Annotated in this window: 20 protein-coding genes and 1 tRNA gene; 4 read left to right on the top strand and 17 right to left on the bottom strand. The window is 61.0% G+C overall.

The window, feature by feature from the left end; genetic code table 11:
• Positions 1-123 precede the first annotated feature (123 nt).
• The 6 genes from ACJ8FR_RS05760 to ACJ8FR_RS05735 all read right to left on the bottom strand — a co-directional run bounded on the left by ACJ8FR_RS05760 (position 124) and on the right by ACJ8FR_RS05735 (position 4956).
• Entirely contained in the window at positions 124-750 is a 627-nt protein-coding gene (locus ACJ8FR_RS05760; protein ID WP_407827667.1) for a DNA-3-methyladenine glycosylase family protein, read from the bottom strand.
• Positions 747-1181 carry a very short patch repair endonuclease gene (locus ACJ8FR_RS05755; protein ID WP_407827666.1) on the bottom strand — a complete coding sequence of 145 codons (435 nt, stop codon included), beginning with the start codon at positions 1179-1181 and terminating at the stop codon, positions 747-749. Before ACJ8FR_RS05755 ends, ACJ8FR_RS05760 begins: the two co-directional genes overlap by 4 nt.
• A gap of 13 nt (positions 1182-1194) precedes the next feature.
• Positions 1195-2286 carry a PmeII family type II restriction endonuclease gene (locus ACJ8FR_RS05750; protein WP_407827665.1) on the bottom strand — a complete coding sequence of 364 codons (1092 nt, stop codon included), beginning with the start codon at positions 2284-2286 and terminating at the stop codon, positions 1195-1197.
• Positions 2287-2300: 14 nt separating this feature from the next.
• Positions 2301-3638 (bottom strand): DNA cytosine methyltransferase, encoded by a 1338-nt coding sequence (locus ACJ8FR_RS05745; protein WP_407827664.1) that lies wholly within the window; start codon positions 3636-3638, stop codon positions 2301-2303.
• A 152-nt stretch (positions 3639-3790) separates the two neighbouring features.
• Complete coding sequence (locus ACJ8FR_RS05740; protein ID WP_407827663.1) at positions 3791-4399, bottom strand: hypothetical protein; 609 nt, start codon at positions 4397-4399, stop codon at positions 3791-3793.
• A gap of 77 nt (positions 4400-4476) precedes the next feature.
• Positions 4477-4956, bottom strand: coding sequence for a hypothetical protein (locus tag ACJ8FR_RS05735; RefSeq protein ID WP_407827662.1), 480 nt, complete (start codon positions 4954-4956; stop codon positions 4477-4479).
• Between the two features lie 171 nt (positions 4957-5127).
• Here ACJ8FR_RS05735 and ACJ8FR_RS05730 point away from each other — a divergent pair, with 171 nt between their 5' ends.
• Together ACJ8FR_RS05730 and ACJ8FR_RS05725 are read left to right on the top strand one after the other, a co-directional pair.
• Positions 5128-5895 carry a PDZ domain-containing protein gene (locus ACJ8FR_RS05730; protein WP_407827661.1) on the top strand — a complete coding sequence of 256 codons (768 nt, stop codon included), beginning with the start codon at positions 5128-5130 and terminating at the stop codon, positions 5893-5895.
• A gap of 31 nt (positions 5896-5926) precedes the next feature.
• Positions 5927-6577, top strand: a complete 651-nt coding sequence (locus ACJ8FR_RS05725) for a hypothetical protein (RefSeq protein WP_407827660.1) — start codon at positions 5927-5929, stop codon at positions 6575-6577.
• A 15-nt stretch (positions 6578-6592) separates the two neighbouring features.
• On the opposite strand, the gene ACJ8FR_RS05720 is transcribed toward ACJ8FR_RS05725, so the two are convergent.
• The 6 genes from ACJ8FR_RS05720 to ACJ8FR_RS05695 all read right to left on the bottom strand — a co-directional run bounded on the left by ACJ8FR_RS05720 (position 6593) and on the right by ACJ8FR_RS05695 (position 12345).
• Entirely contained in the window at positions 6593-7348 is a 756-nt protein-coding gene (locus ACJ8FR_RS05720) for a hypothetical protein (protein ID WP_407827659.1), read from the bottom strand.
• 14 nt (positions 7349-7362) lie between these two features.
• Positions 7363-8262 (bottom strand): DUF5677 domain-containing protein, encoded by a 900-nt coding sequence (locus ACJ8FR_RS05715; protein WP_407827658.1) that lies wholly within the window; start codon positions 8260-8262, stop codon positions 7363-7365.
• A 42-nt stretch (positions 8263-8304) separates the two neighbouring features.
• The gene (locus ACJ8FR_RS05710) at positions 8305-8667 is read right to left on the bottom strand and encodes a thermonuclease family protein (protein ID WP_407827657.1); all 363 of its coding nucleotides are present in this window, start codon (positions 8665-8667) and stop codon (positions 8305-8307) included.
• Between the two features lie 3 nt (positions 8668-8670).
• Positions 8671-9249 carry a hypothetical protein gene (locus ACJ8FR_RS05705; protein WP_407827656.1) on the bottom strand — a complete coding sequence of 193 codons (579 nt, stop codon included), beginning with the start codon at positions 9247-9249 and terminating at the stop codon, positions 8671-8673.
• 1348 nt (positions 9250-10597) lie between these two features.
• Positions 10598-10774 carry a helix-turn-helix domain-containing protein gene (locus ACJ8FR_RS05700; RefSeq protein ID WP_407827655.1) on the bottom strand — a complete coding sequence of 59 codons (177 nt, stop codon included), beginning with the start codon at positions 10772-10774 and terminating at the stop codon, positions 10598-10600.
• A 215-nt stretch (positions 10775-10989) separates the two neighbouring features.
• On the bottom strand, positions 10990-12345 hold the full coding sequence (locus ACJ8FR_RS05695) for an integrase (RefSeq protein WP_407827654.1): 1356 nt from the start codon (positions 12343-12345) through the stop codon (positions 10990-10992).
• Positions 12346-12446: 101 nt separating this feature from the next.
• On the opposite strand from ACJ8FR_RS05695, the gene ACJ8FR_RS05690 reads away from it, so the two are divergent.
• Together ACJ8FR_RS05690 and ACJ8FR_RS05685 are read left to right on the top strand one after the other, a co-directional pair.
• Positions 12447-12537, top strand: a tRNA-Glu gene (locus tag ACJ8FR_RS05690).
• Positions 12538-12643: 106 nt separating this feature from the next.
• Positions 12644-13411: a Stf0 family sulfotransferase gene (locus ACJ8FR_RS05685; RefSeq protein ID WP_407827788.1), complete on the top strand. Its 768-nt coding sequence runs from the start codon at positions 12644-12646 to the stop codon at positions 13409-13411.
• Between the two features lie 26 nt (positions 13412-13437).
• Here the strand turns inward: ACJ8FR_RS05685 and ACJ8FR_RS05680 are convergent, their stop codons facing one another.
• Genes ACJ8FR_RS05680 through ACJ8FR_RS05660 form a run of 5 tightly spaced genes read right to left on the bottom strand, consistent with a single transcriptional unit; the run spans position 13438 to position 20423 of the window.
• Positions 13438-14457, bottom strand: a complete 1020-nt coding sequence (locus ACJ8FR_RS05680; RefSeq protein WP_407827653.1) for a cupin-like domain-containing protein — start codon at positions 14455-14457, stop codon at positions 13438-13440.
• Positions 14457-15992 carry a tryptophan halogenase family protein gene (locus ACJ8FR_RS05675; protein WP_407827652.1) on the bottom strand — a complete coding sequence of 512 codons (1536 nt, stop codon included), beginning with the start codon at positions 15990-15992 and terminating at the stop codon, positions 14457-14459. Before ACJ8FR_RS05675 ends, ACJ8FR_RS05680 begins: the two co-directional genes overlap by 1 nt.
• On the bottom strand, positions 15989-17524 hold the full coding sequence (locus tag ACJ8FR_RS05670; protein ID WP_407827651.1) for a tryptophan halogenase family protein: 1536 nt from the start codon (positions 17522-17524) through the stop codon (positions 15989-15991). Before ACJ8FR_RS05670 ends, ACJ8FR_RS05675 begins: the two co-directional genes overlap by 4 nt.
• Positions 17521-18912, bottom strand: a complete 1392-nt coding sequence (locus ACJ8FR_RS05665) for a tryptophan 7-halogenase (RefSeq protein WP_407827650.1) — start codon at positions 18910-18912, stop codon at positions 17521-17523. The genes ACJ8FR_RS05670 and ACJ8FR_RS05665 overlap by 4 nt, the downstream gene beginning before the upstream one ends.
• Positions 18909-20423 carry a tryptophan halogenase family protein gene (locus ACJ8FR_RS05660; RefSeq protein ID WP_407827649.1) on the bottom strand — a complete coding sequence of 505 codons (1515 nt, stop codon included), beginning with the start codon at positions 20421-20423 and terminating at the stop codon, positions 18909-18911. Before ACJ8FR_RS05660 ends, ACJ8FR_RS05665 begins: the two co-directional genes overlap by 4 nt.
• Positions 20424-20617 lie beyond the last annotated feature (194 nt).

Raw genomic sequence — 20617 nt, 5'->3', positions numbered from 1 at the left:
CGGCGAATTGTTTGGTGGGCGAGCAAAGCCATGAGTGATCATGTAAAGCCATGGCCTACCTGATCGATCATGTTCCCGATCAGGGATGATCAGGGCTCTCCTTCACCGTGACTCCGAATGCGTTCAGGCGCTCTCGAACACTGAAGCGTTCAGATGGCCATTGTCGAGCGCGTGCCAAAGCGTGACTGCAAGGTAGCTTCGGTAGGGCGCTGCCCGATCGTGCTCCAATGGCTCACCAGCGAGCAGCAGCGACTGGACGCGGTCTATCGCTCGCACAAGGCTTCCGTCCGTCAAAGGGAAAACGTCTGGATGGCCGAAATGGAAGATCGCCAATACGGACGCTGACCAATCCGAAAGGCCCCATAAGGAGGATACTTCGCGCCTCAACTCGGCGAACGGTAGCGATCGCCACCGCCGTTCGAACGACGGGTCTTGGTCCATGTAAGACTGGATGCCCCGGAGGGTCCGGGTCTTCTGCGGGCTGATCCCGCATTCTCGCAGATCATCGTCGCTCAAATCATAGGCGGACTCGGCTCCGAGGGCGTCCACCCTCTCGCCGACGCGCCGCTTTATTGATGAAGCGGCGGACGTGGAAAGCATCTGCCCAATGACGATGCGCACCAGCGCGTGCTTGACCGGCTCATGGTTTGGCTCGGGAAGCGGGACTTCGCCGGTCGCGTCGAAAAGTGCTGCGACGCGAGGGAACTCGCGGCGGAGGAAGCCATACGCCTCTGCACTATCGTGCTTCATTTAGGTCTGCCCTTTTGTCCGAGCCGCGTCGGCCCGACGAACGCCCTTAAGCGGTCGGGTAGCGCCTTGTCCTTCAATTCGCATTCCCAAACGACCATCACGTCCCACCCGCGCTCCTTTGCTTCTGCCAACTGCCGCGCGTCGCGCGCCTTGTTCCGGGCAAACTTTGCCGCCCAATACTCGGTGCGGGTAGCCGGGGTATGCGATCCCCCGCAGCCGTGCGCGTGCCAGAAGCAGCCATGGACCTGGATCGCCTTGCGGCGGCCGGGAAAGGCAACGTCGGGGCGACCGGGTAGCGCGTTGTAGTGGATGCGGAAACGGTAACCGGCTGCGTGGAGCGTGGATCGGACAATCCGCTCGGGCTGCGTGTTGCGCCCTTTGATCGCTGCCATGTGCCGGCTGCGCTTCTCCGGCGTCAGGGGGTCGGTCACAGGGTTCCTGCCGTCAAATCCCTTCGTCGAAGAAGGCCGTCATGGCCGTAGCGAACCAAAACAGCTGGTTCTCGTTGAAGTCCTCGCGCACCCACTCCGGTAGGCTGTTGCGGGGGAACTGCAGCTGCGCCAGCGATAACGCAAGCGCCTGAAGCTTCAGGTTGATCCTGCCCTCTATGCCAGCTTCAGCTATGCCAGAGCCGAGGGCCTTCGCGAGGGCCAACAGCACTTCCAAAAACACAAACTGCGCCGCTCCGGGATTGTCCGGCTGCCCAATGAAGGACCAAAACTCGCGGCCTATGCACCGATAGACCCTGATCGATCGTGTTTCCTCGTCAATGAGGATGCCCGGCTTCTTCACCGGGTCTTCTTCGACGAAACCGCAATCCATCAACTTGATGAGGATCTGGTTTTCTTTGTTGTTGGTCGTCTTGTCGGTGCCATAGGTCAGGCCCAGCACGACATCCAACTCATTCACGCTAGGGTATGTCTGATGCGTCTGCTGGAACCATGCCCGATAGTTGTCCCGGATAGCTGCGGTCATTCCCGCGACCTGCGTGTCGTTGATCGTATTCGGGCCGCTCTTGATTGATGTGAGGAACCGCCGGTTGCCGACCACGCATGATCTGTCGATTTCGCGCCACACTGACTGGATGCGCCTCTGCGCACGGGTTTCGCGGTCGAGTCCTTCCAAAGCCCCGAACTCAGCGACTTTCTCCGGGGCATCAGTCCATCGATGCTCAGCTTGCAATGGGTAGCGACCCACGAAGGCCGCCTCGATCTGCTTGCCGAAGGAAGTCTCGAGCGCCATGTAAAGTTTGCTGTCGAACAGGAACTTCCCGAACTGTGCTGGCTCCCCCAGGTTCATGACGCTGGCAGCGGTCATCAACACGTAGGGGTTCGTTCGATAGTCGGACAAACCGTCCCGCTTTTCGAACGCCGCGGGCAAGTTTACTGAAATGTAACCGACCAGCCTGCCCGCCAATTCCTCGACGCGCTCTTCGTCGACCTGCTGGAATAAGTGGAGGATTTCGTCCGCATCGAAACGATGCCGACGCTCTTTCAACATGCGTGAAAAGCGGTTGCGTCCTGCTGCAAGTGCCATGGGTGGGGCGTGCCTTAGAGAGTGCTTACACGGCGGAGCGTTTGCGGCCGCTCGTAGACTGCATGGCCGTTCTCGCCGCCGTCATCCCATACGAAGGTCTGGCCCTTTTTGAACCATTGGCGCGTGCGCACATGCGATTGCACGTAGATCACGCGGTAGCTTTCCGGGGCCTTGCCGAACGGCTTCCACTCCCGCGACTGCAACTCTTGAAGCTTCCGCGCAATGACGGTGCCGGCCACCGCGCCTAGGCGGACCGGGACCGCATTCCCCACTTGCGCATACTGCTGTGATGCGGTGCCGCAGATTTCCCAGTCAGCTGGGAACTCTTGGATTGCCGCGTATTCCTTCAGGGTCAGCGCCCGCGTCTCTGTTGGATGGCAAAGCGACGTGCTTGCATGGTTGGGCATCGTAACGAGGGTCGGGCATGGAAGATCGAAGTTCAGCCGCCGCCACCAGCCCGAACGCCCACCCTTTGCGAACCACGCTTTGCCCATCGACTCCCGCTGCGCGTCCTCGGGCAAGCTGCGCCAGTTTGAGCCGGGTGGAACCAGGCTAAGGAACTCCTTCTTTCGCGGACTAAAATCCATGATTACGTCGCCCGGATCATTCAGATGGCCAATGGCGTCACCGAGTGTCCGCCAAGGCTCCAATCCCGGCCCTCCGAACAGGTCCACCACCTGGCTTCCTGCGACAGGTCCATGCGTCGGGTTTGGAAAGTCGATGACCGCGTTGTAGCGGTTCCCAATGAACAGCGCCCGCTCGCGCAGCTGAGGAGCGCCGTAGTTGACGGCGTTCACTTCGAAGCAGTCCATATGGTAGGGACCGCCCTCTATCCGCTGAAGGTCATCCGCAAAGAGCCGGACTACTGACCCCGCCAATTCGTCCTCGTCTAGAACCGACCCTCCTCGGTCGGGTCGCTGTGCCAGCTGCCGATGCCGGAGTGCGGCCGACAGCACGCCTCGGACATTCTCCATAAGGAAGAAGCGAGGGTTCAGTCCCTCGACGAAGCGGAGGAAATCCCAAAGCAGTGTCCCACGCGGGTCTTGGACCGACCCCCGTCGTCCGGCGGTGCTGAACGACTGACAGGGCGGCCCTCCGACCAGCAGGTCGATGTCGCCACGTTTCAGGCCGCAATCGCGCAAGATCGTTTCCGGGTCGAGCAGCGATACATCCGCCTCATAAACACGCAGCTGCTTTGGCAACCTGCCAGCCGCCTGGTTCTTTCGTATCGTGTCGCAGAAGGATTTCTCCTTCTCGACTGCCGCAATCAATTCGAACTTCCCAGTCTCTTCTAGGCCCAGGTCTAGGCCCATTGCTCCGGAAAACAGCGAGACCACACGGAACGGCTTCATGCGTTGAAGCCTAGCTGCCACGATCGCGTCTCGCTACCAGACTGGCCATAATTCCTGTGGGTTGTTGCACGCATAGTCAGGCTTTGGCCTTCACTAGCAGATGTTCACAATATGTTCCACAGCACACAACGCGCTTCACCATGCCCCCGGCGTTACCTGTGACTCTCGACCCACTCCTTCACTCGCCGGCATGCCTCAAGGTATTCAAAGAATATCCCGGCCCAACTTTCCAGGGTGGGGTTTCGAAACTTCTCCACGGTGAGCAGGAAAGGCATTGAATTGAAAAAACTACAGTCGTTCACGTCGACTAGCCGTTTCGCTAAATCCGCACTGATCAGCCTGCCCATTTGCATGAGCCGGTTGATACTCTCATTTGTGCGGGTCTGCTGGTTCCAGAAGTATTGGAACCAAGTCGCACGGGTGAGTTTGTGATCGATTACCATGTTTGGGGGCGAAGACATTGACACAGCCGCAAAGGCGGCTTTCACTTCGGCTTCGCTGGCATTATCAAAATCCAGTTGGTGGCCGCTAACCCTATTTATCTCCGCCAATTGTGCGATGCAGTCACCATACACTCGCGTGGCATGCTTGACGACGTATGGAGCCACAATCCGCTTATCCGAAGTCTCCTGCCAATGGACGAAGAATAGGTAGAAGACATAGCTTGCCACGACCTGTGACAGGGTAATCTCGACCACGTTCCCGAGTTGGTGCGCCTTCGCAAAGGCGGCGGGCAGTTCGTCGAGCCACAGGGCCTTCACTAGCCACGTCAAAAGCGCGACGGCCGCGACGGCGTTCGCATACGGAGACGTAGACTTGAGGAACTCCCTTATTCGGCTCATGCCATGCGGGCACCTGAAGACCGCCCAGCCCAATAGGCGTTCTTATCGAAGAACTCCCCGGTTTGAAGGGCAGCAATATCCGCCAACACTGGAACGGCGCTCTCGGCTAATCTGACGATGCGAGGCAAGCCGATTGGGTCCGCCTCGAAGCCAGAGGGGTCGACGAACTGATAGTGTTTGGCGAACTCGCCTATGAGGCAACTCTCACACATGCGCAGTGCAACCCGGCTGGCTCCCTCTACGAGTGCTACCCAACGGAAATCCCAGACCCGGAAAGTCTGGGTCCAGTTTGGCGGCCTCTTCCAGTGGGCGCTGGCGGCTTTGCCACCATGTGCGTGCTTGCGCCCGACAATGTTCATGGTTTCGCCAATCCTGAAATAACGCGGCTCTGTCCGGCTCTGCACAAGGTAGACTGCCGTTGGGACGCTTCGGTCCAAGTGCTGGAGGGCATCGCCGGCATAGGTCTGGATGATCATAGGATTGCGAAAAGTAGCGCACGACGACAATCCTGCAACGCCGGGATTTTCCAGCTTGGCAGCTGTTCCAGACTCTGAAGGGCCCGTTAAAGCCCGCCCTCTGGACAACCGCGCTGCCAAAGCCATGATGTCGGTCGGGTGCCGAATGAGCGTGTGCGTAAAGGGGGACAAATGAAACGACCGATTTGGTTGATCGGCTGCACCGTTCTTGTGTGCGCGAGTGCCGTGCGGGCAAAGAAGCCAGAAGAGCCGATCGACCCAGGCCCACGACCGACCGATCAGGAGTTCGTCGAAAAGGCCACACAAAGCTTGCTCGCGTCGTTCTTCGATCCGTCAGCTGCCGTCGTAGAATGGCCGAACGGCTTGGCCGGAGGCTGGTGGAAGCCGTTTCTGTCTAAGAAAATCCCCGGTTGGTTCACCTGCGGACGCGTCAACGGAAAGAACCGCATGGGCGGATATGTGGGGTTCCACGACTTTGTGGCAGTCATGCATGACGGCGCTGTGGCTTACACCGAAGTCGGTAGCGGCAACTACGATCTGATCGCAGCGCAGTGTCAGAAGGCCATAGCAAGTGGCCTAATTCCGACCGTGCCGCTTGAGACAAAGGCTGTGGCCGAAGCTGCTCCCGCACCGCCGGCCAACGGTTTCGCTCCCCTGCTCGGGTTTCAGTTCACGGACGACGCCACCGGCGTGCGAATTGACGCTGTGACACCGGGCTCCGTCGCCGACGCGGCCGGTCTGAAAGAAGGGGCCGTCATCCAGAAAGTGAACGGTGTCGCGCTCGCGTCCCTCGACTTTTCAACGAAGGCGAAGCTTTTCGAAGCAGCAGACGCCGGAGCGACACTTTCGAGCAGCGACGGCACGGACGTACTGATGAAACGCCCTTTGCCCGCAGCAAAGCCGAAGCCGACGAAGACGGTCAAAAAGACCCGGCGCTAAAGCCTTCAGTACGTGCAGGGCAGGGGGTGGTATGTTGGTGTTTGTTGCGTTGCTTGCGGCCCAATCGATTGATGCTGCTACGGCGAAGGCGGATTTAGACGCCATCATGAGCCGCACGGAGAACGTCGAGAAGCAGACGTTCGATTGCATGGATCGGGAAGTGAAGGTGCAAGCCAAGGCGCATTTGATCGAGGGCACTCCCCAGAGCCTCGTCGAAGGGGCGCTCGCGTCCTGCTCGTATCTCAAAAAGGAGTACGTTGACGCGGCGACCGATCCGCATGGAGTCGTCTCAGCATCTACTGCTCAATCGGAGGCTGACGGCTGGTTCGCCAAGATCAAAGACATCTACGTCACGCAGGTCGATAAGTGGATGGCGCAGCCGCAGCTGGCCGACGCCAACATGAACGTCGTGATCTTCCACTGGAAAAAATGCGTGGGGGACAAAGCTGCCGATTGGTCACGCCTGACAGACGAAGCCAGCACGGTCGCTCAAGCGGCAGTCAGCGCATGTAACAGCTTTAGACCGTACCTAATTCGCGCCGTTGGCTACGAGTATCGCAGCAAGGGCCTTCGCGCAGCTGACGCTGGCGAAGTAGCGGAAAAGCTTCAAGCGGACATGAAGGAGTATGCGGTGCAGGTAATCATTTCCGAGCGCGCAAAGCGCCTTCCGAAGGTTAAGTGATGTCGCACCACTTACTCAATCGCCGTCATACCGGCGGTGACGGAACGGTCCGGTAACAACGAGAGCGTTGGCCAGATCGGCACTCTCTTGCTCGGCGCTGTAGTCGAACGGGCCAGCTATCGCCTCGAAATAGTTCCTCCACGACCGTCCGAGATTGTTGATGAACTCGACCAGATCGTCAGTGGCGCGGTCGCTATAGAGCGGGGCCCATAAGTAGACGGCGTAAGGGTTGTCCGGCAGTTCAACACAATGGTTCGTCTGGTAGATGAACGCATCAGTACTGCTGTAGCTTTGGCCCGCCAGCACGTTCGCGATGAGTCCCATAACCATGCCCGGCGGAAGTCCACGGAAGCTGTCATTGACGATGATGAGGATGCCTCTCCAGCCGACCAGACCCAACTCCTGCTTTGTCTCCTTGATTTGCCGATTTGCCTTGTTGATGATCCGCTGGAGTGGCGCGCGAAGTAGCTTGATCAGTTCACCCCGGAGTGGCGTCGTGGGATCGTCCGGGTGCTCCCCAGGATATTTCGCGGCGACGTGATCGACCTTCGCCAGCATCTCTGGTGTATGAGCGAACTCGGTCTCTAGAACCTTCAGTTCGGCCACCACGCGAGCCGCTGGGAACAAGTAGTCTGCGTTCTTTACGCCCTGGCGTTTGATCAGTGGTGCTACGAGTTGGCCACCGACCGTCGGCACAAACGCGTTCCAATGCGGCTCGTCGGCCACACCCTTCATACTGCTGTAGTCTTGAGGGTCGGCATCGTCGCTCACGGTTCCGCTGCTCTCTACCGTGTGCGGTGCCGACGACCTTGGTCGCGCTCCACATTGGCTTCGATCTGCCGGTCCGTCAGGTGCGGCTCGCGAGTTTCCGCATCGGGAAAAACATCAAGATGGACATCGATCGCTCGGGCAAGTGACTCGGCAGCGGCACCGACTGCGATGATCATGTATTGCTTCTCCATTCGGGTCTCCACGCCGGACCCACGGGCGTGTTCAGCCATCCGATAGAACGCAATTGGCCCGGTGTGCGTGTGCTGCGAGAAGAAGCGATAGAGGGTGCGGAACTGCTGCGGGTCCACGCCCATTTCAGTGAGAACGTCATCTTGGATGAAAGGTGACTTCTCGCCCCGCAACGCAACGCGGCGCTCCCTCTCGCCCAGGGATGCAAGGAACGGGTTCTTGTCAAATTTGCTTACCAAGTCTCGAAAAACAAAATGGTTGTCGCCCTCCGGAAACTCCTTTGGGTATAGCCGTCGCCTCGACCCGTAGTCGTGCAGCTGGAGTAGGATAAACCGGCCTGCTCGAACCTGTTCATCGATCCCTGGGCCGCAGAGCCAGTAATAAATCAAACCTGCTTCCTGCAAGTTCCTGGTCAATGAAGCGACCGAACCGAAGTCCCAATGTTCGCGCGGCTTAGGGTTCGGTAACAAGTGGTCGATGCTCTTCGAAATCACACAAATGCGTGTGAAAAGCACTGAGGCCCAGAACATCCTATTGCCCGTGGAAAGAACGCCACCGGAGCCGAGGGAAATGCGCCTAGCCCGTTTGAGCAGGTCACGGAACTCACGCCTGACCCGCAGATAAAATTGGGTCAGCTGAGGGTTGGTGAGTTTCTCAAAGCCCGCTGTGTCCAGCGCCTCCCAATCACTCAGCTGAGCGCCATCCTCGGGTTCGTTCTTCTTCATCGCTTGTTTTCTAGTGCTGATCGGCCGAGGCTTAGGACTAACTTAAGTTTGGCAGTCCCGAGCAATGATGCCGGCGTTGTCCCAGTTAGGCTTATAGATCGCCTGACCCTTTTCTAGCTGCCGGCAGGACAAGTTGACGCGCCCAGCCCAGACGACCGCGACCGTGCGGCCATATCGATCAGTTGTGATCGGATCATAACGGATTGGCCCAAGCCTAAGCGCCGCAATGAGGCTCCGTTTGGACGCTTGGCCGTCACCGGGCGCGCAGACCCTCCACCGCGGGCAGCGCTCGATTTCCGGTGCATCTATGCCGAGCAGACGCAGACGCTCGGGGCCGCAGCGGATCGTATCGCCGTCAACAACATACGCACTCGGGCAGTGAGAAATCGCGTGCGAAGCCTCCATGCTCTACATGCCGCTCACATTCGCGTCCGCATGGTCTGGCTCTGCCGCTGCCTGTGCCGGTTTACGGGACGCGGCAAGTTCGATTGCCTTCCCGGCGATGGCGACGCGCAGCAGGGCGTCCGGTCCTCCGTGCGGGTATGCAACTAAGAAATCATCTTCCTTTTCGAGCGAGGGTCGCAGGATGTAAGTTATGCTGACGGGACCACGCTCAGAACCCACGTCCACGTTCACGCCGCAAGTGACTTCGCCTATATCTTTATTTGAAGCCAAGGCTTGGAAATCTGTGAACTTGGGTTCGCCGACCATCTGCTTGGCCTGTTCAAAATCTGCTGCGGTAAGTCCCTGAGACGGGTAGTCGTCTGGAGTGTCCCTGTCGGCCTCGGCGTGCATGACTTGAAGCCAGCGCTCCTTGACAGCTGGATGAGCGCAAGCTTCCGGTTGGCCGGCCTTTAACATCTGTCCGATCGGGACGGCCTCCGCCGCATTGGCGGAAGCGCTCGTTGAGTTATCGCTGCCGCTGTTATCAGTTGCCGAGTGACAAGCAACCGCCGCGAGACTCAACGCTACAACCAGTCTTTTCATGATGCCCCCGTGCATTAGCCCAGGAGCATACCCAACAGGCGGGGACTGCCAAGTCGTTTGTGCGACACGGGTATTTTTCGCCAGCACCTACTCTCAGATTTTACCCAGGGTGCTTTTTAGAAAACGGGGGGGTGCATTTCGATTTGCACCGGCACCCCCTGACTTAGTCTGGATGGAACCATCAGAGGCGATGCCGGGTCACCTGCACCACGTGTCGGGGGTAGGGCATAGCGCCCCCGATCATGGGCATAGCGCCTCAATTCACGGCATAGCGCCCACCCCGGAGGGCATAGCGCTCTGGCAGCTGAGCGTAGGTCACCCATGACCTATGAGTAGGTCACCTATGACGTATGAGTAGGTCGTCCATGACCTATGAGTAGGTCACCGATGGCCAATCGGCACACGCAATCGGGCTTGCACTGATTGTCCCTTGTTCGCTCGAGCAGTTCACTGAGTCAGCTGCGACGCGCCTTCCGTCGTTTCACCGGCACTGGATCAAAGGGAGTGAAGATCTTTTCCAGTCCGTAACCCGACAGGATTTTGTTCCTCTTTGGTGGCTTCTGAAACTGAGGAAATGACATGTAAAACCTTGCGGGCGACTGGCTGTAGATCGACCATAGTTTACCAGCTTGTGAGGCTTGCCGGCGACGAGCCGAAGTAGCGAGCACCAGATTGAAGTCCCGTTCAGTGTTGTTCGCGTCGACTTGCTCGGTTGCACGCTGAGAAGCCCGATTGTTCGCCCTCATGGGAGACTGTCCTTGATCCTTGGTGAGCGTTGGAGGCGGATACAGCTTTGCCTACCACCACCAGGACTGTGTTATTCGAGCAACACAGACGCTGATGGAGGCAAAGCTGAGTGTCCGGTGAGGATTGATCCTCGGAGCCACGCCGTATGGCATGGACACAGGTGGATTAGCGGAACCCGTTAAGGGGTGGGGCGGTCAGGCGGTCTCCCATTACCCGCTGCTTGTTGGCGCAAGCGACGCAGAGCCATCCACTGACAGACACGCCGCTTTGTAGGTTGCCGCAGTGGCAGAGCCTACTCGTGCGGCCCCCACCAGATCGATCGGGACCGCTTCGCGAATACAGCTGGCATCATCGCTGATGACGGCTGGTTCAGAGTGCCTCCGCCCTGATCCCGTTCAAGCACGTCGGCACGAGGGGGCGGCCCGTAGGGGGCTTTGACAATATGTCGCTCCTGGAAACTGAAGCGACGCCCTCTGAACAGCAGCGTCACCACTATTGTGCCGGAGGGCTGGCAATCAGCCAAGCCCCCCGCACGGATTTTTTCTCCGACTATGACGCAAGTTCATGGTAGTCCGCCGTGCGGCCACCGTAGTTCGGCACGCTACGCTGCCTTTCTAAGGGACTGCGCGTAGCTGTTGAGACTCTCAACCACGATCATGCGGCGCTGGCCGATCTTCACGGACTCCACATGATCGCTGTTCATCAGTTCATAGATCATCGAACGCCCGACACCCAGGGCGCTCGCAGCATCAAGCACACTGCAAAAAATCTTCGCCATATTCCCTCGAACCCAACGATCCTCCCTGTTGATCGATCGCGGCGATGTTGCCGCGCCAGCCGGATAGAGCGAATGCCCGTTCGCCGCCAAGCGTCGCCCGTGAAAATCCTCACAAAACGCGACTCTTTCATGGCCTTCGGCCCTGTCTTTAACGGGCGTCGGGAGCGTTATGCACGGGCGCGGTGCGGGTCTTTCACGGGCGTCGGTGCAACAGGTCAGACTCGTGTCAGCGACACGACATTGTTTTCGCGCGACTCGGGAAAAAGCGGAACGACGCTCAGTGCCGCCACATCATCAACTTCCGCGATGAACCGGCTGTAGTGTCGCTCGATCATCGTGACCGACGTGTCGTGGAGCGCAGCTACCCATCGGATCGGCTGCTTCTTTAAGCCTCGAACGATGCTGGAGTGCCTGAGGGCATATAGCACCACGCCTTCACCCAAACCTGCGCGTTCCCGGATCGCGGCCCAAGGACGGGCAAGTTCGGAAGCCGACCGCCAAGGACCGCGCTCTCCTTGTTCCCACTGGATGCCGCCGGGCACCTGCTTCTTGCGCCAGCGCTCAAACAGCAGCGCAGTCTTGGAGCGACCGCTGATCGCCGGCAGGATCGCCTCCATGGCATCAGGACCGATACGCAGTGCTGCGCTGCCAGTCTTGCCAGTTCGACCTTTACGGCTGACTGGCATCATTACGCGACTAGCATCAACCAGCACGTCTCCGACACGCAGCCTCGCCACCTGGGAGAACCGCGCCCCAGTGGCCGCCAACATCGTCATGATGCGCGCTAGATCGCCGCCCCAGCCTTGCTCTGCATCGATCTGAAGGACTGCGCCCATCACGTCCATCAGCTGTCTGTCAGAAAGTATCTGGTTCTCGCGCGCGATCGGCTCCGCCTCTTCTCCGCTGTCGATCGTCCGAAGCCCATGCTTGATTGTGGCTGGCAGATGCGTGGGCAGTCGGCTGCGATTGTTCGTGTAGACCGTGTTCAGCGCCGCCTTCAGGTCGTTGATCAGCCGCCTCTTCGATGTCCCTTTCAGGGTCTCCGGCAGTTCCGCGCGCCACTCGAGTAGGTCACCCTCAGTCAATTCGTGAAGGTGGATTTCTGCCAAAGGTGCGGCTGGGACAGCCTTGCGCTTGCCGCGCGCATTTTGCCCGGCGACATACCGCGATAAGCGACTGCTGGCGTCTGATCGAACAGTGCGGCCTTTCCGGGCGCAGTCCCGAGCATCCCGCGAAGCCATGTAGGTCTCGACCGCAAGACGGACCGACAGCAGTGGTCCAGCGGCAGCGGCCCGCGCGGTGCGGCGCTCCTTTTCGACTACTTGTCGGGCTTCCTTGACCGCTCCGGCAAAATCGAGCGTGCCTTCGCGCAGTTCGTCATCTGCGGTCCCGAATGTCCTTTGCTGATATTTCTTTCCGTCATACCAGCGAACGAGCCATGAGCCGCCACGCTTCCCTTTGCGATAGCCAAGGTGAACTTCGGGATCGACGCCGCGCCAATGAACGCCGGATGCCAACTTCTTGCGCTGCTCGCGGGTGGTGATTTTTGCTTCCGTGAGGGTCTTTGCCATGCAGCTGGTTTAGACGACTAGTCTAATATCAGTCAAATATCCCGGGACAGACACGTCCGGACATCGGCAAACGTCAGCCAGCTTGAATACAACGAAATCAAGACGTTGGCGCACAGCGACAAACTCGAGAAAGATTTACGTTTACGCCCTCTCACGGCGAAAACACGGGTTCGAGTCCCGTAGGGGTCACCAGATGCGCTCGCGCGTGGCGTCTCATCGCGGCTGAGGGCATCAAACGAGGGTGGATCGGCCGCCTTGCGCGCGAATAGCCCGCCGCGCATGCTAGAACGTGCGCAACATGCTGATCGACATCGAAACCGGCTACGAGGGTAGGTTCGACTTCACCGCTCGCCAGCAGGGGCCCGAACGCACCTATCTCCTCGCCTCGGTCCCGCGGGCGGGCAGCACCTTCTTCAGCCACCTGCTGTGGCGCACGGGCTGCTTCGGCGCGCCGCTCGAATATCTGAACTTCGAACCCGCCGGCCCATACGGCTTTGCCGGCGGCTCGCCCGACCTTCAGCGCCGGCTGTGGCGCTCGGTTCTGCGCCGACGGTGCTCGCCCAATGGCGTGTTCGGGCTCAAGGCGTTTCCGCAGCAGCTGGAGCAATTGCAGCGGACGAACCCGCTGTTGCTCGAAGAAGTGCTCGCGACGATCCTGCCGCATGGCGGGCCGCCCCGGATCATCTATCTCCGCCGTCGTGACCGGCTAGCCCAGACCGTCTCTTACGCAAGGGCGTCAATGTCGGGCGTCTGGCGCAAGGAGCAGGAGCGAGCGGCCGAGCCCCGACTCGATTATTCTGACGACGCGCTCGAAGCCGCGGACCGTGGCATCGCCTTCCAGGAGGCTGGATGGGAACAGATGTTCAGCGACCTCAGGATCGAACCTTTGACCGTCTGGCACGAGGAGGTGCTGTCGGACGGGTCCGCTGTTGTCGAAGCGGTCGCGAACTATCTCGGTGTGCCGGTCGACCCTCGGGCCGCGGTGGAGGTGCCGCAGATCGCAAAGCAGTCCGAAGGTAACTCGCGCGAATGGGCCGAGCGCTACGCCCGTTCGCGTGGTCGTTAATTGGCGGCGGTCTAGCATTCGACCTGTCAGGTTTTGTTGAGGACCTGACGAAGCGTTGCCCGCATTCGCCCAAGTTGCTCCTCGGTCGGCTTGCCGAGCACCCCTCGCGCATGTTCGGGCAGATGGTCGACCGGATCGCCGTCCAGGGCGAAGACGTAATGATCGAAGTCTATGCGCCAGACCGCACGCTGCTCGGCAGGAAGTCGCTTGATTGCATAAAGGGCATGGAGCAGCGCGTCGTACGGATTGCCCGTGCTCGACCGCGCGTCGTTCCACCAATAATTGACGAACAGATTGACCGGTTCGAGAGAGTCGATTCCATGCCACCAGTGGAATGGGATGTAGATCGCATCCCCCGGACCGAGCTCCGCAACTTGCGCCCATTTGAGGGCCTCTGCGAACCGAGGGAATCGCTCGAAGTCGGGATTGCGGGTGTCGACGACGCTGACGGGCGTGCCCGCCGGCGTCAGCTCGAACGGGCCGACGTAGAGGTTCTTGAGCTGGTCTGGCGGAAAAAGGGTGAAGTGGCGCCTGCCCGCGACGACGATTCCGATATTCTCCATCAGATCATAATGAGGGGCGACGCGGATGCGATTGCCGATCCAGGCTCGCGGCGTGACATTCGTACCGACAAGGTCGGTCCGGTTCTCGTTTTCGAAACCGGGCAATAAGGCAGGGACTTCTTCGGACTGCACCGCGATCGCGTAGGGGCGCGGATTTTCGCGGTCGCGCAGCAAGCGATCGAGAAATGAATCGAGGGTCGACATCCCGCGTTGGAAATTGAGCGCGCGAAAATCATCGGTGTAGAAGAACCGTCCATCGATGTCGGGAGCGCCGACAATCGCGGCTACCGGCCGGCCAACGCCGAAACGCCGCAAATAAGCGATCAGTTTTTCATCGGAGCGCTGGGCTGCGACCACGGCGGGCCACTCGGCCGCGACTCCCCGGAGCACTGCGGGTTGACCTAATGGGCGGATGTTCTCGCGGAACTCCGCCTGAGTAACACCGGTATATTCCGCAATCGGGCGCAGCTTGTCCAAGTCCATCAGGATGCGCGCCTGAGCGTCACATTGCTCGCGCTTCCCTGTCGCTGCAGATAGTCGTTCTGCGTGGGCATCATCGCGGCCGTTTGGGCGACAACCTCGCGGATGTGCGCAAGGCGTTGGAGCGTTTCGGCATCGGACAGGATGTCGGCCGCCGGATGATAGTTCTGCGCCTCGGCCCCCTGGCCGACCAGCACCGCCAGCCAGCTCGTTTCGGTGAACAGTTCGTCATGCTCGCGAATGACGCGCCCCGTCCGGCGGAACATGTCGAGCTTGTACGAGACGCCCTCCGGCGGAGCAGTCTCGCGGCAGTAGCGCCAGAGCTCCGAGTCGGTCCGTTCGTTGGCATGATAGTGCAGGACGAGGAAGTCCCGGATGTCGGCATACTCCCGGACGGTCAGGCGGTTGTAACGCTCGATCTCGATGTCGTCGAAGCGGCGTGTCGGGAACAAGGTCATCAGCCGGGCGATGCCGGTCTGAATGAGGTGGATGCTGGTCGATTCGAGCGGCTCGAGGAACCCGCCGGCGAGTCCGATCGCGACGACATTCTTGATCCATGCCTTCTTGCGGTGCCCGGCCTTGAAGCGAAGCAGACGCGGCTCGGCAAGCGCCGCCCCGTCGAGGTTCGCAAGCAAGACGTCGGCAGCTTCGTCGTCGCCGATTTGAGCGCTCGAATAGACGTAGCCGTTTCCGGTCCGGTGCTGGAGCGGGATCCGCCACTGCCAGCCGGCGAGCCGCGCGGTCGAGCGCGTCAGCGGCTGCTGATCGTCGCTGTTCTCGCACGGCACGGCGACGGCCCGATCGCACGGCAGCCACTTGGACCAATCTTCGAACCCGCCTTGCAACGCCTGCTCGATGAGGAGGCCGCGAAAGCCCGAGCAGTCGATGAAAAGGTCGCCTTCGACGAGCCGCTCATCGGAAAGTACAACGGCCTCCACGAACCCCGTTTCGCCGTTCTGGACGACGTCGACGATGCGGCCTTCCGTGCGCCTGACGCCCAACGCCTCGGCACGTTGCCGCAGGTATTTGGCATAGAGCGAGGCGTCGAACTGGAAGGCATAGGCGATCCGCGACAGAGGCGAGTTCGGCTGATCGGGGCTTGGGTGCGCGAAACGGCCGGCAAGTCCGGCCACGACGCCGAGCGAATAAACGTCGAGCGGGACTGCATCGCCGGCCATGCGGCCTTTGAGCCAGTGATGATGGAATTCGATCCCGAGCATGTCGAGTCCGTAGAAGCCGAACGGATGGACGTAGCTGTGACCGATCCGCGTCCAGTCGCGGAACTCGATTCCGAGCTTGTAGGTCGCGTTGGTCGAACGGACGAAATCGCGCTCGTCGATCCCCAGCAGTGCGTTGAACAGGTTGATCTGGGGGATCGTCGCCTCGCCAACGCCGACAGTCCCGATCTCATCCGATTCCACCAGCTCGATCGTCAGGTCTGGCATTTCGCCGAGGATCTGCGACATGGCGGCCGCCGTCATCCAGCCGGCGGTACCGCCGCCGACGATGACCACCTTGCGAATTCGGTCGCCCCTCACAGGACGATCTCGGCCGGCTGCGCGGCGGCGTTGGTGCCGGCGCAGCACTGGGCGACAAATTCCTCGTGCATCGGCAGCCGCCCCGCGGTCTCGAGCATGGAGACGCGCATCTGCTCAAGCGCCTGGGCAATCTTATTTTCGTCAAGCCCGTCGACGACCGGATCATAATCATCGGGGACGATACCCTGGCCGAGCATGACAGAAACCCAGCTGACCGTGTTGAACAGCTCGGCATCGGCGAAGACGCGCCCCTTGTTGCGGAACTGCTCGACGCGCCCGGCGAGACTGTCCGGTATCTCCATCGCCGCGCAACGCTTCCAGAATTCGGAATCGTCACGCGCGGTCGCCTTGTAGTGGAGGATGATGAAATCGCGGACCCACTCGAACAGCGACTGCATCCGTCGGTTGTATTCGTCGCGCTCGATTGGGTTGAAGCGCTTGTCGGGAAACAAGGCAATCAGGCGTGCGATGCCCGCCTGGATGAGATGGATGCTGGTTGATTCCAGCGGTTCGACGAAGCCGCTCGACAGGCCGAGGGAGATGACGTTGCGGTTCCACGCGAGCTTGCGCCGGCCGGTGGTGAACGAGAGCCGCCGCGGTTCGGCAAGCAATTCGCCCTCGAGGTTCGAGCGCAATAGTTGTTCTGCTTCGTCGTCGGAGATGAATGCGCTGCAATAGACATGCCCATTGCCCATGCGGTGCTGGAGCGGGATTCGCCATTGCCAGCCGGCCGAATGCGCCGTCGAGCGGGTGAACGGATCGAGCCTCACGCCATGGCTGCACGGCGCAGCGATCGCGCGGTCGCACGGAAGCCAGTGGCTCCAATCTTCGTAGCCGGTCTCGAGCGCCTGCTCGATGAGCAGGCCCCGGAAGCCCGAGCAGTCGATGAACAGCTCGCCCTCGACCACTGGGCCATCGCCGAGCTCGACCGCCTCGACATGGCCATTTTCGCCGGACAGGCGAACGTCGACGATCTTGCCCTCGACGCGGCGAACGCCGGCGTGCTCGGCGTAACCGCGCAGGAATCGCGCGTAGAGGCCCGCGTCGAAGTGGAACGCATACAGTACCTGGTTGAGCGGATATTGCGCGCCGCGCCCCGGCCGGGCGAATTTGCCCTGGGCGGCAGCGACCGCGCTCATTGCCCAATCGGAAATGTCGGGCAGTTCTCGGCGCTGTCGCTCGCGCAGGTAGAGCTGGTGGAACGGGATGCCCTGCAAGTCCTGGCCGAGTGTCCCGAACGGGTGGAAGTACCGATGGCCGAGCGCGCCCCAGTTCACGAATTCGATCCCGAGCTTGAACGTCGCCTTGGTCTCCCGGACGAAGTCGTTCTCGTTGATTCCGAGCAGCGCGTTGAAGCTCAGCAGGGGAGGGATGGTGGCCTCGCCAACGCCGACGATCCCGATCTCCTCGGACTCGATCAACGTCGTCCGCGTATAGCCATTGTTGAGGTAGCGTGAGAGCGCGGCGGCCGCCATCCAGCCGGCCGTTCCGCCGCCGACGATGACGACCTCACGGATGCTGTGTTCGTTCATGGCTGTGCGTTCTGCCCCATTTGCAGGAAAGATCCGCGGTAGCTCGGCTGCGCTGGGGCGAGACGCTCAGGCGTCCGGCGGCGCCGCGATGAAAGTGCATGTTCGACCTGCTCGGCCGTCACCGAATCGGCCAGGGGGTCGATCCTGCGGGGGAGGAAGCCCTGGCCAAGCAGGACCGCAAGCCAGCTGTCGCGCGCGAACGTCTCCTCCTCGTAGTAAGGAAGGCGCCCGCGCTCGGCGAAAAGTGACAGCGTGTGGGCGAGTGACGGCGGTAGCTCATCGGGAGACGCGTCCTTCCAGAAGGGTTCGCTGCGCCGCGCCGTCACATAGTGCATGCAAAGGAAGTCGCGGACGCGGTCCGCCTCGGCATTGCACTGGCGGTTGTACTCGTCGATCTCGACCGGAGCGAAACCGGCGTCGGGCATCATCGAAACGAGTCGGTCGATCTGGCTGTGGGCGAGATGGAGGTTGGTCCACTCGAGCGGCTCGACCATGACCGCCGAATCGCCGATCGCCACGCAATTGCGGACCCATGGCTCCGAAAGGCGCCCCTGCCGGATCGGATTTGCACCTTCTACATCCGCGCTGTGGGCAGACGAAAAGACGCTTCCGGTCACCGTTGCGGACGGCGAGGAGGAGCGCCAGGTCCAGCCGGCGGCTGTCGCAGTTATCTCGTCAAGCAAGGGCTTGTCGGGTTCGGGCGCGCCGGCTTCAACAATGATCCGGTCGCACAGCAACCACCGGCCCCAGTCGTCGAACCTGTCAGCCATTCGCGATCGAATCCGCGCTGCGGGACCTGTGCAATCGATGAACAGGTCGGCCTCGATACGCTGGCCGTCGGCGAGAAGCAGCGCCTCGATGGAGCCGTCGGCACCGCGAAGCTCGACATCAACCGGGTCGCCCGGCTGTTCGACGACGCCGAGGTGAAGCGAATAATCGTGGATGAGCTGGCGATAGATCTCGGTCTCGAGGCGGAGCGCGTAGCCGGCCTCGCCCGCTGGCGCGAAGGAGTCGAACGGCCGACCGCGCGGATAGTAGTGTCGCAGCCACAGCTGGTGGAAGGCGACTCCTGCGACCGGAACCCCATAGCTTCCGTAGGCGTGCATATAGTCGGGAAGCCCTTCGGCCCAACCCTTGAAGGCCGTGCCAATGCGGAGACCGCTGCGCGCGCGGACGACCGTGTCTTCGTCGGAGAGTCCGATGTCGGAATGGAACTCCGCGATCGACGGCAGCGTGTTGATCATCCGATCGGCCAGCGCGTCGGGTGGTGGCGGGCTGCTGACGACCACCACCTCGAGCACGGATATCCTGCGCTTCAGGGCGGCGGCGGTGGACCAAGCGGTAATTCCACCGCCGACGACGACGACACTGTTGATCGCCCGGTTCATGCGGCGACCGCCATCGGGCAATAGGCTTCGACGTGCGAACGGTGATCGGGCATCCGCGACGCCTTCGCACGGATTTCGCCGCGGAGCGCCTCCGCACTCCGGGCGAGCGCGTCGAGCGGCGGCAAATCGCCGCGGATGTCGTGGCCTTCGGGAATGATGCGCTGGCCCATATAGACCGCGACCCAGCTCGCATCGAGGAACACGCCTTCCCGATATTTGACGACGCGGCCGCGCCGCCGGAACAGCTCGATCTTTTCCTCGAGCGTATCGGGGACCGTCATCGTCCGCACATAATCCCAGAACGGCGAGTCGGACCGCTCGGTCGCATGATAATGGAGGATCAGGAAGTCGCGGATGCGGTCGTATTCCATGTCGATCAGGCGATTGAACTCATCGCGGTCGAGGGGTGAAATTTCATTCTCGGGGAACAGTTCGACAAGGCCCGAGATCGCCGCCTGAATGAGGTAGATGCTGGTCGATTCGAGCGGTTCGAGAAAGCCGCTGGCAAGCCCGACCGCAACGCAGTTCCTGACCCAGCTGCGGGTGCGGCGCCCGGCCGTGAACTTGAGCACGCGCGGCTCGGCAATGCCTTCGCCCTCGACCGCGCCCACCAAGGCGGACTGGGCAACATCATCGTCCGTGAAGCTGGATGAGTAAACGTATCCGTTGCCGGTGCGGTGCTGGAGCGGGATCCGCCACCGCCAACCCGACGGCATCGCGATCGCGCTCGTGTAAGGCGTCAGCGGGGTCTCGGTTCGGCAGGGCATGGCGACCGCCCGGTCGCACGGAAGCCAGTGCGACCAATCCTCGAACGGTTCGCCGAGCGCCTTGCCGAGGACGAGCGAGACGAACCCCGAGCAGTCGATGAACAGGTCGCCTTCGATGCGCCGGCCGTCCTCGAGCCGAAGCGCGGCGACGTCACCGCTTTCGCCGTCGAGATCGACATCGACGATCCTGCCGTCGATCCGCGACGCGCCAAGCTTCTCGCCGATGGTTCGGAGGAATGGGGCGAACAAGGTCGCGTCGAACTGGTAGGCGTAATTGAACGTCGACTCGATCCTGGCCGGGTCGGGGTCAGGGCGAGCGAAGCGGTTCATGTGCGCCATGGTCACTGCCATCGAATAATCGCCTAGCGGCGAGATCGCTGCGCCCTGTTCGCGCAGACGGGACCAGTATTGGTGGAAGGGAAGGTCGCCCTGGCCGCTACCAAACGTGCCGAACGGATGGATGTAGCTGTCGCCCAAGCGGCTCCAGCCCTCGAACTCGATGCCGAGCTTGAAGGTCGCCCGGGTCGCCGCCATGAACTCGGCTTCATTGATTCCGAGGCGCTCATTGAAACCGCGGATATGCGGGAGAGTCGCCTCGCCCACGCCGACAATGCCGATCGCTTCGGATTCGACGAGCGTCACTGTGCACCGCGTGGGCAGCAGCTTGGCCAGGGCCGCTGCGGTCATCCAGCCTGCGGTTCCGCCACCGACGACGACCACGTTCAATTTCGGTTGCTCCCCCATGCTCCATTTTTCCCAAAACAACGCGCGCGCAAACTTCCTTAGGAGGGCGGTCCAATCAAGCATTGTTGTGCGTCGGTGCTCGCCACCAAATCAATCGCTCAACGTCCGGCCGGTCGCGAAGTGCTGCATCGCGGCCACAGTCAGCCGAAAGATCGCGTTAGCGCTACCATAATCAGTCTTGCCGGGAAAAACAG

Source organism: Sphingomonas sp., from assembly GCF_045810705.1.
In the GTDB taxonomy this organism is placed as follows: Bacteria; Pseudomonadota; Alphaproteobacteria; order Sphingomonadales; family Sphingomonadaceae; genus Sphingomicrobium.
This window is presented reverse-complemented; position numbering and strand designations above follow the sequence as displayed.